Annotated in this window: 15 protein-coding genes and 2 riboswitches; of the genes, 2 read left to right on the top strand and 13 right to left on the bottom strand. The window is 59.9% G+C overall.

The features are described 5' to 3' along the window. Positions 1–54 precede the first annotated feature (54 nt). The 3 genes from mreB to recD2 are packed head-to-tail and all read right to left on the bottom strand — an operon-like array spanning position 55 to position 4,126. Positions 55–1,110, bottom strand: coding sequence for a rod shape-determining protein (mreB, locus tag U0L91_RS08725; protein ID WP_330046139.1), 1,056 nt, complete (start codon positions 1,108–1,110; stop codon positions 55–57). Then, a complete protein-coding gene (locus U0L91_RS08720) occupies positions 1,110–1,904 on the bottom strand; it encodes a ComF family protein (RefSeq protein WP_330046138.1) in 795 nt (264 codons plus the stop codon). Before U0L91_RS08720 ends, mreB begins: the two co-directional genes overlap by 1 nt. Next, positions 1,901–4,126: an SF1B family DNA helicase RecD2 gene (gene recD2 / locus U0L91_RS08715; RefSeq protein WP_330046137.1), complete on the bottom strand. Its 2,226-nt coding sequence runs from the start codon at positions 4,124–4,126 to the stop codon at positions 1,901–1,903. Before recD2 ends, U0L91_RS08720 begins: the two co-directional genes overlap by 4 nt. Positions 4,127–4,285: 159 nt before the next feature. Here recD2 and U0L91_RS08710 point away from each other — a divergent pair, with 159 nt between their 5' ends. Beyond that, complete coding sequence (locus tag U0L91_RS08710) at positions 4,286–4,801, top strand: DNA topology modulation protein (RefSeq protein WP_330046136.1); 516 nt, start codon at positions 4,286–4,288, stop codon at positions 4,799–4,801. Between the two features lie 56 nt (positions 4,802–4,857). Here U0L91_RS08710 and U0L91_RS08705 read toward each other — a convergent pair whose 3' ends face one another. From U0L91_RS08705 to U0L91_RS08695, 3 genes are all read right to left on the bottom strand, one after another. Continuing rightward, positions 4,858–5,571, bottom strand: coding sequence for a DUF554 domain-containing protein (locus U0L91_RS08705; protein WP_330046135.1), 714 nt, complete (start codon positions 5,569–5,571; stop codon positions 4,858–4,860). A gap of 134 nt (positions 5,572–5,705) precedes the next feature. Next, positions 5,706–6,857, bottom strand: a complete 1,152-nt coding sequence (gene metK, locus U0L91_RS08700) for a methionine adenosyltransferase (RefSeq protein WP_330046134.1) — start codon at positions 6,855–6,857, stop codon at positions 5,706–5,708. A gap of 81 nt (positions 6,858–6,938) precedes the next feature. Continuing rightward, a riboswitch (SAM riboswitch) is annotated at positions 6,939–7,037 on the bottom strand. Positions 7,038–7,136: 99 nt separating this feature from the next. Then, entirely contained in the window at positions 7,137–7,733 is a 597-nt protein-coding gene (locus U0L91_RS08695) for an ECF transporter S component (protein WP_330046133.1), read from the bottom strand. A 144-nt stretch (positions 7,734–7,877) separates the two neighbouring features. Then, positions 7,878–8,000, bottom strand: a riboswitch (FMN riboswitch). A gap of 84 nt (positions 8,001–8,084) precedes the next feature. Between U0L91_RS08695 and U0L91_RS08690 the strand changes: the two genes are divergently transcribed. Continuing rightward, entirely contained in the window at positions 8,085–9,182 is a 1,098-nt protein-coding gene (locus U0L91_RS08690; RefSeq protein ID WP_330046132.1) for a mechanosensitive ion channel family protein, read from the top strand. 37 nt (positions 9,183–9,219) lie between these two features. Here the strand turns inward: U0L91_RS08690 and U0L91_RS08685 are convergent, their stop codons facing one another. The 7 genes from U0L91_RS08685 to der form a co-directional block, all read right to left on the bottom strand. After that, positions 9,220–9,711: a hypothetical protein gene (locus tag U0L91_RS08685; protein ID WP_330046130.1), complete on the bottom strand. Its 492-nt coding sequence runs from the start codon at positions 9,709–9,711 to the stop codon at positions 9,220–9,222. Positions 9,712–9,725: 14 nt separating this feature from the next. Continuing rightward, positions 9,726–10,247 carry a hypothetical protein gene (locus tag U0L91_RS08680; protein WP_330046129.1) on the bottom strand — a complete coding sequence of 174 codons (522 nt, stop codon included), beginning with the start codon at positions 10,245–10,247 and terminating at the stop codon, positions 9,726–9,728. A 64-nt stretch (positions 10,248–10,311) separates the two neighbouring features. Next, positions 10,312–11,541 carry a glutamate-cysteine ligase family protein gene (locus U0L91_RS08675; RefSeq protein ID WP_330046128.1) on the bottom strand — a complete coding sequence of 410 codons (1,230 nt, stop codon included), beginning with the start codon at positions 11,539–11,541 and terminating at the stop codon, positions 10,312–10,314. Between the two features lie 185 nt (positions 11,542–11,726). Next, positions 11,727–12,689, bottom strand: a complete 963-nt coding sequence (locus U0L91_RS08670) for a P1 family peptidase (protein WP_330046209.1) — start codon at positions 12,687–12,689, stop codon at positions 11,727–11,729. Further along, a complete protein-coding gene (locus U0L91_RS08665) occupies positions 12,661–13,236 on the bottom strand; it encodes a CarD family transcriptional regulator (RefSeq protein ID WP_330046126.1) in 576 nt (191 codons plus the stop codon). The genes U0L91_RS08670 and U0L91_RS08665 overlap by 29 nt, the downstream gene beginning before the upstream one ends. 177 nt (positions 13,237–13,413) lie before the next feature. Next, on the bottom strand, positions 13,414–14,103 hold the full coding sequence (gene plsY / locus U0L91_RS08660) for a glycerol-3-phosphate 1-O-acyltransferase PlsY (RefSeq protein WP_330046125.1): 690 nt from the start codon (positions 14,101–14,103) through the stop codon (positions 13,414–13,416). 19 nt (positions 14,104–14,122) lie between these two features. Beyond that, the gene (der, locus tag U0L91_RS08655; protein WP_330046123.1) at positions 14,123–15,454 is read right to left on the bottom strand and encodes a ribosome biogenesis GTPase Der; all 1,332 of its coding nucleotides are present in this window, start codon (positions 15,452–15,454) and stop codon (positions 14,123–14,125) included. Between the last annotated feature and the right edge of the window lie 14 nt (positions 15,455–15,468).

Raw genomic sequence — 15,468 nt, 5'->3', positions numbered from 1 at the left:
ACCTGTCCTTATCATTTGATAGAGATCTGTTTGCGTACAGTATAGCACATTTTTTCAGCCGGAAAAAGAAGTCAGGCCATTCTGCAGACGGCTGTGCCACACCTTGGGCGTGGCATCCCGGAATCCGGCCGTGAGATACTTGCCCAGCGAGAGGCTGGCGGCGGTGCCCCGTGCAACGCAGTTGAGGGGATCGGGCGCAATGGCCACATCGACGTGCAGTTCACCGGCCAGATATCCGGCCAGGCCGCGCAGCATCGAACCGCCGCCGGTGAGCAGGATGCCCGTCTTGGACACATCGGCCGCCAGTTCGGGCGGGGTGCTTTCCAGAACATTATGGGCCGCCGCCACAATCCGGGCCGCCAGTTCCCGCACCGGTTCATAGAGATCGCGGGTATAGATCAGGCGGCGGGCGGGCAGATTGGTTTCCCACGAATGGCCGCGCACCTCCATGACCCCTTCAAATTCGCTGATGGAGCAGCAGGCCACCTGTTTTTTGAGTGCCTCGGCCGTGAGCGGGCCGATGGCAAGGTTGAATTTTTCCTGGACATACTGGGCGATGCAGTTGTCGAAGGCATTGCCCGCCACCGGCAGGCTGGCCGCCCGGACGCGGCCGCCCATACTGATGACGGCAATGTCGGTGGAGCCGCCGCCGATGTCGATGACCATGCAGCCCATCGGTTTGCGGATATCGAGTCCCGCGCCCAGCGCGGCGGCCACCGGTTCATCGACCAGGAACACCTGCCGTGCCCCGGCCGACATGACCGCTTCCACGACAGCGTCCGCCTCGATCCCCGTGATGCCCGCCGGGACGCAGACTGCCACCCGGGGTTTGATCAGGCGGGAGCGGCACACCTCGTTGATGAACCGCACAATCAGCTCGTTGGTCATGCGGTGATCCTGAATGATGCCATCCCGCAGCGGGCGTATCAGATCAATATAGGAAGGCGCCCTGCCGACCATCCGCAGTGCTTCCTCCCCCACCGCCAGCACCGTATTGCTGCGGGTATCCACGGCGCCGATGCTGGGCTGATGAAACACCACGCCCTGTTCTTCCGTTGCAATGATGATGGAGGTTGTTCCCAGATCCAGACCGATGTCATACTGTTTCATCAAAGGTTGTCTCCTTGCATTTGGAAAAATGAAGTCACGCCGCGCTGCTTGTCCCGCGGCAGTTCCTCGTCGGCGGCAAAACAGACAGCGTCCACCGACACCGCCCCGGCCGCGATCAGCGCCAGCGCACAGGCCGAAACCGTGGACCCTGTGGTGATCACGTCATCCACCAGAAGGACGCGCTTGCCCGTCAGATCCGTCCCGGCCCGGCAGCCGTAGGCGTCCAGCGTGTTCCTGCGGCGCTGTGCCGCGTCAAGGGATTTCTGGGGCCGGATCTTCCGGGTCAGGATGAGCGGATGCTCGACCGGAATGCCGAGGGTCTGACCCAGGCGGCGGGCCAGCAGTTCGGGAAGATTTTCTGCCAGTCGGCGGCGCTGCCGCGGCGGGACCGGCACAATCCGGTGATAGAGCGGAAACCCTTCCACCGCGCCGTACCAGGGACGCCTGCCCGGAAATTCCGCCGGATCGGCGCCAAAGACCAGCACCGCCATCAGATCTGCCATCTCACGCGCATACCATGGCCGGCCGAACCGCTTGCAAAGCAGAATACTGTGCCGCACACAGCCATGGTAATAGAATGCTCCGGCCGCCGATGTCAGCGCATAGAAGAAATGTTCGGTGTCCGGCAGGCGGGGCGGTGCATGGCGCAGACGCTCCGCTTCGGATGCACAGCGGCGGCAGACCGCTCCGTTCCAGGTATCGCCGTGCAGGACCTCCCCGCACAGGACACACCGGCGCGGATACAGCGCGGCCAGCAGCCTTTCGCCATATTTCGATACCGCCGCGGCGTTCACGATTTGCCTCCGGCTGCTTCTTTCAGCAGATAGCGCAGGCCGCTGTACCGCATATTCTGCCGCACATTGGCGATCATACTCTGTTCGGTGCGGCGGGTCCCGGCCAGAATGCAGAGTTTCCGGGCACGGGTCACGCCGGTATACAGCAGGTTGCGGTAACACAGCCGAGCCGGCACATCGGCCACCGGCAGAATCACCGCCGGGAATTCCGAGCCCTGACTCTTGTGGACCGTCACCGCGTAGGCGGGTTCCAGCTCGTTGAGCTGATCGGCGCCGTAGACATATTTGCGGTCATCCATCAGCACTGTGACGGCGCGGCTGTCGGGGTCCACCGCCGTGACGATGCCCATATCGCCGTTGTAGGCCCCTACCCCGGCTTCGGCGCCCTCCCGTTCATAGGGAATGTCATAGTCGTTTTTGATCTGCATGACCTTGTCGCCGCAGCGCAGAATCCGGCCGCTCTGTTCCCAGCTGATCTGGGGTTTGTCCGGCGCCGGAGGGTTGAGAATCGCCTGCAGCTTCCGGTTCAGTTCCAGGCTGCCCGTGGGCCCCACCTTGGTGGGACAGAGCACCTGAATATCCTTGACGGGGTCCAGGCCGTAGGTTCTCGGGAGCCGGACGCTGACCAGGTCGCAGACCAGTTTCTGACAGGCCAGGCCGGAGGACTCGATCATGAAAAAGTCATCCTCCTTGCCTCCCCGCTCCGGCATTTTTCCGTTGACGATGCGGTGGGCATTCTGGACGATCAGGCTTTTGCGGGACTGGCGGAAAATTTCGGTCAGCCGCACGGTGGGCAGCACATCCGCCTGCAGGATTTCTCCCAGAACGCTGCCAGGTCCCACGCTGGGCAGCTGATCGGCGTCGCCCACCATGATGATGCGGGTATGGTACCGCATTGCCGCCAGCAGTGCCTGAAAGAGCTTGGCGTCCACCATGCTCATCTCATCCAGGATGATCACATCAAACGGCAGCAGATTCTTTTCGTTATGGATAAACCGGACCGTGCCCGTTGTGTAATCCACCTCCAGCAGGCGATGGATCGTCGAGGCATTGTGACCGGTCAGTTCGCTCAGTCGTTTGGCAGCCCGGCCGGTCGGGGCGCAGAGCGCCACCCGGTCGTAGATGCCTTCGTACAGGCTCAGGATGGCCCGGACGGTGGTGGTCTTACCGGTGCCGGGGCCGCCGGTCAGCACCATGACCCGGGAGGACAGCGCCAGCCGGATGGCTTCCCGCTGCAGCGGCGCATAGGCAAATCCCTGCGTCATTTCCAGCACGCGGATGTCGCTGTCCAGCGTGGGCGGTGGCTCTGTCGGGTAGGAGGACAGCTCCCCCAGCCGCGCCGCAATGTCCTGTTCGGCGCTCAGCAGATCGGGCAGATAGATGTAATCCACGCCCTCAAAGGTCCGGCGTCGCATCTCTTCGCGGTCGATGAGATCCTGCAATGCGGTGCCGACCTGTTCCGGCCCCACCTTGATGAACCGGGACGTGGTCTCGATCAGTTTGGCCTCGGGCAGGCAGGTATGACCGTTGTTGGCGTTGTGGCGCAGCGCGTAGAGCAGTCCGGCTTCCAGACGGATCTCGGTTTCCTGCCCGAATTCCAGCTGTGCCGCAATGGAATCCACCTGCCCGAACTTGAGGTTGAGCGGTTCGTTGCACATCAGATAGGGGTTCTGTTTGAGAACCTCGACCGTATGGGCGCCAAAGGTACGGTAAGCGGTGACCGCCATCTGTGCCGACAGCCCGATCCCTGCGAACCAGGCGATCACCTCCCGCACACCGAACATCCTGCGGAACTCGGCGGAGATGGCCGCCGCTTTCTGGGGTGTGATTCCCTTGAGTTCGCAGAGCTTTTCCGGCGTGTCGGCAATCACGTTGAGGGTCTCCTCGCCGAAGCGGGCAACGATCTTTTTGGCCGTGGAGGGTCCGATATAGGGCAGGACGCCGCTTGAAAGATAACTGAGCATCGCGGCGGTATCCTGGGGGAGCGAGGCTTCACAGGTTTCGGCATGGAACTGTTCCCCGTAATTGGGATGGGTGACCATGTAGCCGTAGGCCGTGACGGACATGCCGTTGTCCACACTGCCCACATTGCCCGAAACCACGACGTCCGTTCCGCCGGCATCCACTTCAAAGACCGCGTAACCGCTGTCCGGATTTTCGTAGATCACATGCTCCACAACGCCTTCCAGCTTGAGCAGTTGTTCCGGATGCTCCGACGCCATGCAGCGCTCCTCCTTTCCCGACAGGACACAGTGTCCCAAATTATCCTATTTATTATAGCCCATTTGTCCGTGTTTGGCAAACCGTTGACTTTTTTGGCGCTTTTCGCTATGATAAGGAAACCGTTTTCTGTTTTTTACGCAGCTGCGAAAAGAGGACTTATGAAAATTGCAATCATCGGGTTTTCCGGCAGTGGAAAGTCCACCCTGGCGCAGGCTCTGGCAAAAAAATTTAACATTCCGGTTCTTCACTTTGATCAGATACAGTTTCTTCCCGGCTGGAAGGAACGGACCGGGCCGGAAAAGCTCGCCATGACCCGGGAATTTCTGGACCGGAACGCCGATTGGGTCATAGACGGCAACTACACCAACCTGCTGTATGAACGGCGGATGGCGGAGGCGGACCAGATTGTGCTGCTGGCCTTCAACCGGGTGAATTGTCTGTTCCGCCTCTGGCGCCGGTATCGCCGGTATCGCGGCCGGACCCGGGAGGATATGGCGCCGGGCTGTCCCGAAAAGCTGGATGCCGAGTTTCTGCGCTGGGTGCTCTGGGACAGCCGGACCGGCAAACGGACCCGGAGTTACCGGGATGTCCGGAACCGCTATCCCGAAAAGCTGGTGATCCTGCACAACCAGCGGGAGCTGGACCGATATGCCCGGTCCCTGGGACTGCAATAAAAAAGGAAGCCCTTCCCGACAGGAAAGAGCTTCCTTTTTATGATACAGAACCGGTGTCACAGCAGTGCCGAGAGCGCCGCCCAGACCGGCGGCACGAGGAGAGCGGGCAGGAAGTTGGCCGTTTTGATATGGAAGGTTCCGAGAAAGTTGACGCCGATGCAGGCAACCAGGACATATCCGACCGCGCAGAGCTGGTGCAGCAGCGTTCCCTGAAGCACCGGCGCCAGAACTCCCGCCAGCAGCGAGATGCTGCCCTGATAGAGCATCACCGGGATACAGGCGAAAATCACGCCGGGGCCCATCGTCGCGCCGAGAACAATGCTCGAGATGCCGTCCAGCGTACTTTTGACCAGCAGCACGCTCGCATTGCCGCGCAGGCCGTCGTCGATGGCACCGATGATGGCCATGGCGCCGACACAATAGATGAGTGTGCCGTTCACAAAGCTGGCGGCGAAACCGGTCAGATGCAGACGCTTCTCCACCAGGTCGGAGAGGCTGGACAGATGCTCCTCAATCCGGAGGGTCTCCCCCGCCAGAACGCCGAGCACGAGACTGAACACGAGCACCAGTTCCCCCGAGGAGGAAAGCGTGCCGTCCGCATTGGCTGTGACCATGTTGGTGATGACGCCGTTCATGCCGATGACGATCACCGCCAGACCCATGGCCTGATGCAGCGCCCGCTCCAGGTGCGCTGGGATTCCCTTCTTCACAAGCAGTCCTGCACCGCCGCCCGCCACAATGGCCGCCGCATTCACGATTGTACCTAACAATATCCCCATCCCCATCTGGTAATTTTTATGCAAAATATTATACAGTTTTATGGGGCGTTTTGCAAGGGCAAGCAAAGACCCCGGCCCGGGATGTAATTCCCGGGCCGGGGCTTTTGTTTCATTCTGAAACTTTTTTACAATTCTGCCAGCGCAGCCTTCAGAGCCTCGACGCGGTCGGTATTTTCCCACTTCACACCGAGATCCTCGCGGCCCATCTGGCCGTAGGCTGCGAGTTTGCGGTAGATCGGCTTGCGCAGATCCAGGTCGCGGATGATGGCCGCCGGGCGCAGATCAAACACCTTGCGCACCGCCGCCTGGAGTTTGTCCTGGTCCACCGTGCCGGTGCCGAAGGTCTCCACCATGACGGAAACCGGTTCCGCCACGCCGATGGCGTAGGCCAGCTCCACCTCGCACTGATCGGCAAGGCCGGCTGCGACCACATTCTTGGCCACCCAGCGGGCTGCGTAGGCCGCCGAGCGGTCCACCTTGCTGGGGTCCTTGCCGCTGAACGCACCGCCGCCGTGGCGCGCATAGCCGCCGTAGGTATCCACGATGATCTTGCGGCCGGTCAGGCCGGTATCGCCCTGCGGGCCGCCGACGACAAAGCGGCCGGTCGGATTGATGAAATACTTGGTGTTCTCATCCAGCAGCTCGGCCGGGATGGTGGTGCGGATGACCTGTTCCAGAATATCGGCATGGAGCTTTTCCTGGCTGACATTGGGGCTGTGCTGGCTGGAAATGACCACCGCGTCAACACGCACCGGTTTGCCGTCCTGATATTCAACAGTCACCTGGCTCTTGCCGTCCGGGCGCAGATACTCCAGCGTGCCGTTCTTGCGGACCTCGGTCAGCCGCTTGGCGAGTTTGTGTGCCAGGCTGATCGGCAGCGGCATCAGTTCGGGGGTCTCGTTGCAGGCATAACCGAACATCATTCCCTGGTCGCCGGCACCGGCCACCTCATCGTTGGTGCCCAGCGCAATGTCGGGGCTCTGGCCGTCAATGTTGGTGATGATTCCGCAGGTGTCGCAGTCAAAGCCATACTTGGCGCGGTCATACCCGATGTCGCGGATGACACCGCGGGCCACGGCCGGAATATCCACATAGCAGTTGGTCGTGATCTCGCCCATGATGTGGACGAGGCCGGTGGAGCAGGTCGTCTCACAGGCGACGCGGGCACCGGGGTCTTTTTCCAGGATAGCATCCAGAATGGCATCGGAAATCTGGTCGCAGATTTTGTCGGGATGCCCCTCGGTGACGGATTCGGACGTAAATAGAACTTTGGACATAATGCTGCCTCCTATTTTGATTCAGAAAGGCAACTTGCTGAGAACAAAAAAGCACGCGCCGAATTGCAAGCGCGTGCCAAACGCTTATCTTTCGGTTCCCCGCAGGAATTGGCACCTTGCGCTCTCGCGTAGGTTGTCGGGCTTCACAGGGCCTGTTCCCTCTGCCGCTCTTGATAAGTTGCTATTCTGATGTAACGGTACTTATACTATCACAGTCATTCGTCAGAGTCAACGATGTCCGATTGTACAGTTTGTCAAAACTGCACAAGTTCTGTCATTTCAGTGCCGGCCGTGGAGGATCGGGGAAAGAGGCTTATAGATTGCAAAGCAGATGACCGAGTCCAGAAGTCCCTTGACCAGTGTGAAGGGCAGATTGAAGATCAGCAAGCATTCCAGCAGGCCGTTGACGCCGGGGTTGATCTCCTGATACGCTGCAATGATCAGGTCAATGCCGCCGAACATGCTGGCATAGACCGGATAGGTAAGGTAATAGTTGACCGGCACGCTGACGATAGCCATTGCAACCGACCCGACCAGGCAGGCAAGAACCGCCATTTTGCGGCTCTTCTTGCGGCGATACATGAAGCCGGCCACGCCCACAAAGACGGCGCCGAGCAGGAAATTGCACACCTCACCGATACCGTTGGTCGTGCCATGGAAGAGGACATCCAGCAGGTTCTTGATCAGGCAGACCGCAATGCCGCTGACGGGGCCGAGGCTGAAGGATGCCAGCAGGGCCGGCAGCTCCGACACGTCCATCTTGACAAAGCTGGGGATGATCATCGGCAGGCTGAAGTCCAGGAACATCAGCACGGTGGCCACGGCGCCAAGCATGGCCGTGACGGTGAGTTCGCGAATGTGGTTTCTGGTTTGCATACAAAAGTACCTCCCGGGCGTTTTGCCCAAATTATTCTGTTGAAAGCCGGTCACAGCCGCAGCGGGAGGCTCTGCCACACAAAAAAATGCCCTGCTGACATGGGATACCATGCAACAGGGCATAAAAACAGCAATAGCAAAAGCTTTCCGTTTCTACCATCCGGACTATACCGTCGGCTTCGGAGTTTCACCGAATCAGCAACTGCAAGGCAGTTGGTCGCGGGCTTTACCGCCGGTGGGGAATTGCACCCCGCCCTGAAACAGACTTTCTAGGCAATAGTATAGCACAGGTTTTACAAATTGCAATAGGATATGGTATAATGAATGCAATTCGGGGAAAGGAGATTTTCCATGGGTGAATTTCTGGGAAGCTTTATCCTGTTTGCCAACACCAACAGTATCTGGCTGCGTCTGGGGCTGGCAGGGATTCTTTTGCTGTGTGCCGTCTTCGGAACCCGGCTGCTGCGCCGGCTGACCGACCGGCTGCACGTCACACTGAACCGGTTTGCACCGGAATGGTTCTGCATCATCAACGACGGGTTCCAGGCACCGCTGCTGCTGTTGCTGCGCTGCACGCTCCTGCTGCTGGCGGTGATTGCCCTGCCGCTGCCCTGGCCCACATCCATTGTCCTGGCAACCTCCTGGCGGCTCTACACCGCCTGCGTGATTGCCCTGCTGGCATGGGGCATGTGGCGCTCGGCCGGGCTGTGTCACCTGCTGCTGCGCAGTGCGCAGAACAAGCTGGACCTCAACAGCAACAAGACGATGATCCGCTTTTTCGAGAAGATCTACCGCGCTCTGATCGCGCTGCTGGCGGTTCTGTCCATCATGGAGCTGTTCGGGATTCCGGTGGGCGGCATCATCACCGGCGCCGGGATTGCAGGTCTTGCCGTTTCGCTGGCCGCACAGTCCACCCTCTCCAATCTCATTGCCGGCGTGACGCTCGTGCTGGAGCGGCCGTTCGGCATCGGGGATTACATCTCGCTCGGGACCTTTGAGGGGACCGTGGAGGAGATCTCCTTCCGTTCCACCAAGCTGCGCACCCCCGATCAGGTGGTTATCACGGTCGAGAATTCCAAGGTCTGCAGTGAGTACATCCAGAACGTGACGGAGCGGAGCAGCCGTCTGTGGCAGTTCACCATCGGCGTCACCTACGACACAACCCGTCCCCAGATTGAAAAGCTGATTGCCGATCTGACCGAGCTGCTCCGCCACGATGCCCAGATCCGCTCCGACACCGTGTCGGTGACGGTTTCGGAGTTCGGGGCGTCGAGCATTGATCTGCTGGTGCGCTGTTATGTGACGGCGCTGGCCTATCCGGAGTATCTGGCGCTCAAGAGCCGGCTGAACCTGACCATCATGGACCTGATGGAGCAGGATCACTGCGCTTTTGCCTTCCCCTCCACAAGCGTCTATCTGGAAAGTGTTCCGGAATCCAACAACCCCTGATTGTCCAACAAAAATCCCGCCGCTGCGGGCTGTCCGATCAGCCTGCGGCGGCGGGATTTTTTTCATTATAGCCGTCCCGCGAGCAGGAAAGAAGAAGCCGATCGGTCTTCTCCCCGTCCGTGACGGTGATTGCGAAATTGTAGATGGTATCGAACCGGTATTCCGTGGTACCGTCGGGCAGCTCGGTGGGAATCATGTCCACCTGTTCCACCGGGAGCGCTTTTTCATACAGCGCGAAGCCGTCCCCGGCAGCGTCCGCAAAAGTAACCTCAATCTGGGATTTCGGTGCGTCAATCCAGAGAACCGGCGCGCCCTCCTGTGCATAGAGGCAAAGAACCTGCTGTTCGGTATAGGTCTGACCCGACAGGAACCGATAGTTGACATCGGCCGTCTGTACGGTACAGTTGGAGAGCCGGACCTGGGTCCCGGTATTGTCCAGCGTCGTCTGCCAGACCACTTCTTCGGACGGCTTGCAGCCGGTCAGCAGCACCGCCAGACAGAGCAGCGGCACAAGCAGATGCCTTTTCATGGATACGCGCTCCTTTATTCGTAGGGATCATAAGGACTGCGCGGGATCTCCTCCTCCAGCGTCAGGGTACGCGGGCAGAGCCCGGTGGCCGCCTGCACAAACCCCATCAGCATTCCGAGGTGAAGGTGCCAGTGCCGGTACTGCGCCAGAATCAGGGTGAACCGGGTCCATTCACAGTTTTCCGGGCACTGAAGAAGGTCTTCGTCGTGAAGCGACGTGAGATAGAGCGAGAGCTTGGCCTTGATGGTGTAGAAGTACTCCCCCACCTGCGCACGGTCCAGCCGCGATGCCGGGTAGATCTGCAGGTCCTGCAGCCGGGGTTCATGGATGGGCGGTTCGACAAAGTCCCGGTCCCGGGGATTGATGAACCACTGGTCCAGCTCATGCAGCATATGATAGACATGCTGCCAGAGCGGTGCCCCGCCATACAGGTCGTTCCAGATTTCATCGGGAATGCAGTCCAGCACGTTCTGGGTCTCCCACAGCGCACGGACCGTCATCTCGGCAATCACGGCATGATAGGATGTCTGCCGCATACTGCGCCCCCTCCCACAATTCTTGGGATTAGTATTTCGCACAGCGGACAGATTCATACATCATTCAGTTGTAGTGTTCGATTTCCCGGATGGTCTTGCGGCGGGCCGCCAGGCTGGCCAGCGGTTCCAGCAGACGCCGTTCCTCCGGTGCCGCGGCATGGCTCTTGGCCTGTGCCATCAGCCAGCTGATTTCTCCGGCGGCCGCCCTGCCGTAAACCTGGGCCTGGTACCCGTTGCAGCAGACACCCAGTTTGGCGGCCTCGATCTGGGCCGCGTCCGCCCCTGCATACCGGCGCAGGATGCCGTCCTGTGCCGCCGGGCTGGAGAAGATCGTCTTGATCAGCTGGGCATAGGCCGCCACAAAACGGGGCGGCATGCTGTCCGCCACCCGCAGCACAATCCCGTCCTGCAGGCTGACATCAAAGCAGAACATGGACAGTACCTGTTCCACGTCGCCCTTGCCCATCACCGAGGGGTACACCTCAAAGGCAGACTTGCGCCCGACCCCCACAATGCGGCTGCCATGGCGCGCCACGACAAGCGGTTTTTGCAGAATCTTGTTGGCATAGCCCGAGAAGCCGAAGCCGGAATCCATGACATCGGGATAGATGCCGCAGCGGTCCGGGTCCACATCGTTCCAGACGTGGGTGCGGACGCTGTAACCGTGATTGGTGGAGCCATGGTAGAAGGGCGAGTTATCGGTGAGCAGCGCCAGCAGCGGCACAATCAGGCTGGCGACGCGGTATTTCCGGATAAAATCCGATTCGCTGGAATAGTCGATGGAGACATGGGTGGCGGCGGTGGCGCGGAGCATCAGTCCGCCATGGCCGCCGGTGTTCTTGAAATAGCGGTCCAGCGTCAGCCAGCGGCTTTGCGGGATGATCGGGAGCAGTTCCGCCCGGCGGGAAGGATGCACGCCGAGGGTATGTGCACGCATACCGGCCGACGCCAGCGACGTGCACAGTCTTGCGTAGCAGGACTCGTAAATCAGCATCAGTTCCCGCACACTGTTGCGCGGTGCCATGCGGATGGCCAGCTGGCCGCCCGGACCGAGGCACACCGTGTACAGCGAATTGCGGTACCCCAGATACAGGCCGTCGGCCAGCAGGGGATCATCTTCGACGCGCTGCATGGTGTGCAGAACATGTTGCAGCTGCTCATAATCCACCGGACTGTTGTCCAGTTTGGTAATAAAATGCTGCACCTCCAGTCCCAGGCGGATGGTCCCGGGTCTGGTGCAGTGGGATTGAAAATAAGCTACCAGTGTATCAATTTGTCGTTGCAGATTTGCCAAGGTGTCCTCCTTCGCCGGAACGTCAGCGATGTTATACATGTGTCATTTTACACTATTCTTCTGGTAAAAGCAACACAAACACCCCGCATCCCACAGGATTTACAAAACCTTCGCCGCATTTTCGTTTTCCCGACAAAAAAACCGCAGCGGAAACCGATGTCCGCTGCGGGCTGCGTTTTCTTGGATTACAGATCTGCGGCGCCGGGATGACCGTATCCCGATCCGCAGGAGCGAACCGCGCGCAGGATGGCCTCGCTCATGACCCGTGCCGCCAGTGCGCCGACCATATCCTGATCGGCCGCCACGGTTCCCAGCGACACCGCATAGATGCTGTCGCCGTCCGCCGTCGTGTGAACCGGGCGGATCGAGCGGGCATAGCCGTCATGCGCCATGCCGGCAATCTTGCAAAGCTGGGTTTTGGCAAAGGCCGCGTTGGTCACCACCACGCCGATCGTGGTGTTGCCGACGAACTTGTTCTCGACAACTTCGTAGTTGCGGAAAACTTCCTCCTCGCTGTCCAGGAAGGTATGGCGGTCAGGTGCCAGCAGTCCCGCCACCTTGCGGCCGGTCTTCCAGTCGTAAATGTCCCCCAGGGCATTGACGGCCACAATCGCGCCCACGCGCAGTTCCCCGATCTGCACCGCATAGGAGCCGATGCCGGATTTCATACAGGTTTCCATGCCGGCCAGTTTGCCCACCGTCGCGCCGGTTCCGGCGCCAAAGCTGCCGTCCCGGTAATTTCCCGCTTCGGCACCCTCGCAGGCAGCGTATCCCATGGCGGCATCGGGCCGGACCCCCGCATCGCCGACCGTCAGGTCAAACAGGCAGGACTCACAGACAAGCGGCACCCGGGTGACACCCACTTCAAAGCCGATGCCGTGCTGCTCCAGATACCGCTGCACGCCGCCCGCCGCATCCAGGCCGAAGGCACTGCCGCCGCTGAGCAGGATTGCATGGATGACCTGAGCAGCCGCCATCGGTTTGAGCAGCTCGCTTTCCCGGGAGGCAGGTCCCCCGCCGCGCACGTCCAGGCCCGCCGGGGCACCGTCCGGGCCAAAGAGCAGCACCGTGCAGCCTGTGGCGGCCTGCGTGTTCTCGGCATTGCCGATCTTCAGGTTTTCAAACTCGGTGATTGGAATTTCCTTCATCGCCATGAGCGTTCTCTCCTTCTGTGTCAGAACAGGTCTGTTCCTGTTTGTTCTCGATCTTGGAGGCTATGTATTCCGGCATGTCCGCCTTGTCCATTCCCAGCACGAAGGCGAGTTCCCCGTACAACTGTTCCTCCGCCATTCTGAAATAGCGCTCGTCGATGGCCGTCCCCCGCTTGCCTTTGCGGGCCCGGGCCTCCTTGCGCCGGCGCAGCGTCTTGATGATGCGGACCAGTTCCCGGCAGCTGCAGGTGTGCAGTGCATCCCGGTACTGGGTTTCCCGTTCCTTCTCGTTGGGAATCCAGACGGTCTCGATCTCGGGGATCTCCTCGATCAGCTTCTCCACCTCCGCCCGGGAGAGCGGCTCACGGATGACAATCTTCTGATTGTCCACCGGAGCATAAATGACCATTTCCGGCGAATAGTACGGTCGAAGCGTATAGTACTGGCGGGATTTGTCGGCAAACGACATCGGCAGAGGGCCGATGGCATCCACTTTGCAGATTCCCTGTGTACCGTAGATCACAATATCCCCAACGCTGAACATGAAATACCTCCGTTTCCGTCAAATAGAAAGACTACCCGATTTTTCCTCGTATCACAGTAATATTATAGCACCTTTTCAAAAGCAGGTGTAAGGCTTTTGAAAAGGTGCCATCATTTTTGTGCATTCTTGCGAAAAATATCGGAAGGTTTCCTGACGTTTTTCAGCAGTTTCCGAGTCTCAGCGTCCGGTTTTCTTCTTTTCGCCGAACCGGTATTCCGTTCCGCTGCGAAGGCGCTGGATATTGGAGCGATGCAGCCAGATCACATAAATTCCCATCATCACGCAGCAGACCGTGATGAAGACAAGGGACGGCAGATCAATTCCGCGCCACACCCAGTAGCAGAGCGTGACGATCGGATAGAGTCCCGCAATGATGATGCTGCCGAGGCTGACGATCCGGGTGACCGCAAACTCCACCAGAAAGACCAGAATCAGCATCAGGCAGACCATCGGCTCGGTGGCGAGTGCCGCACCCGCACCGACCAGGACGCCCTTGCCGCCCCGGAAGCCGAAGAACACCGGGCGGCTGTGGCCCAGCGTGCAGAAGATTGCCGCCAGGTAGGCCCCGCAGATCGGCTGGATCATCGGCTGGAAATCCGTCCCGGCGCTGCCGACCAGCGCATCGAAGATCATCCGGCCGATCTGGACCGCCAGAAAGCTCTTGCCCACGTCGCCGACCGTGGTAAAGACTGCCGCCGCCTTTCCGTAGGTCCGCAGTACGTTGGTCATGCCGGCATTTCCGCTGCCGTGAAGGCGGACATCGTCATGATAGACCAGTTTGGAGATCAGCACGCCGAACAGAAGACTGCCCAGCAGGTAGCTCTCCAGCGCCGTGAACGCGCTGGCCAAAAACAGCTGCGTTAACATGATTCCTCAATTCCTCCCCTTAGCGGGCCGAGCCGTCCCCGTGTTCGCGGATCATCATGCGAATCGGGGTTCCGGTCAGGCCGAAGTTTTCCCGGATCTGGTTTTCGATATAGCGCTGGTACGAGAAATGGAACAGCGCTTTCTGGTTGACGAAGGCCACAAACGTCGGCGGGCGCGTCGAGCTCTGGGTCATATAGAAGATCTTCAGGCGCTTGCCCTTGTCAGAAGGCGGCTGAACCCGCGATGTGGCGCGGGCAAGCATCTCATTGAGGGCACCGGTGGGGATGCGGGTGCCGTTCTGGACATCCACATAGCGGATCATCTCGAACAGCTTGTCCAGGCGCTGGCCGGTCTTGGCGCTGATGAAGAGGATCGGCGCGTAGGACATGAAACTGAAGGATTCCTCCAGGTCCTTGCGCATGGTGTCCATCGTGTAGCTGTCCTTCTCGACGGCATCCCATTTGTTCACCGCAATGACGCAGCCCTTGCCCTGTTCATGGGCATAGCCGGCCACCTTGGAATCCTGCTCTGTAAATCCGACGGTGGCATCAATCATGATGACGCAGACACGGCTGCGCTCCACCGCCGCAAGGCTGCGCAGCACGCTGTAACGCTCGACACCGCTCTCGACGCGGCCGCGCTTGCGCAGGCCCGCCGTATCGGTGAAGATGAATTTGCCGAAACGGTTCTCGACCAGGGTATCGATGGCGTCCCGGGTCGTTCCGGCTTCGTTGGCAACGATGAGGCGGTTCTCGCCGAGAATCCGGTTGATGAGGCTGGACTTGCCCACGTTGGGCCGGCCGATGACCGCGACCGGAATCCGGTCCTCTTCCTCCTCTGCGGTATCCGAAAAATCCAGATGGGCGCAGACGGCATCCAGCAGGTCGCCGGTGCCGTGGCCGTGAACGCTGGAGACCGGGATGACCTCTCCCAGACCGAGACTGTAAAAATCATACAGTTCCAGCGGAGGTTCTCCCACCTTATCGCATTTGTTGACGGCCAGAATGACCGGCTTGCCGCTGCGCATCAGCATACCGGCAATATCCTGATCCTGCGCGGTGACGCCGGCTTTCAGGTCGGTGACCATCACGATGCAGTCGGCGGAGTCAATCGCAATCTGCGCCTGTTCCCGCATATGCGCCAGCAGGCCGTCGTCGATGTTCGGCTCAATGCCGCCCGTATCGACCAGCAGGAATTTGTTCCCGCACCATTCACAGTCGCAGAAAATCCGGTCCCGGGTTACGCCGGGAGTATCTTCCACAATCGCCAGGCGCTGGCCGGTCAGTTTATTGAACAAGGTGGACTTGCCCACATTGGGCCGGCCCACGATTGCCACGATCGGTTTTGCCATAGTCTGATTCCTCC

The sequence above is a fragment of the Gemmiger sp. genome (assembly GCF_036306485.1).
GTDB lineage: Bacteria > Bacillota > Clostridia > Oscillospirales > Ruminococcaceae > Gemmiger.
Note: the sequence above shows the minus strand (reverse complement) of the source record. Positions and strands in the feature narration are given on the sequence as shown.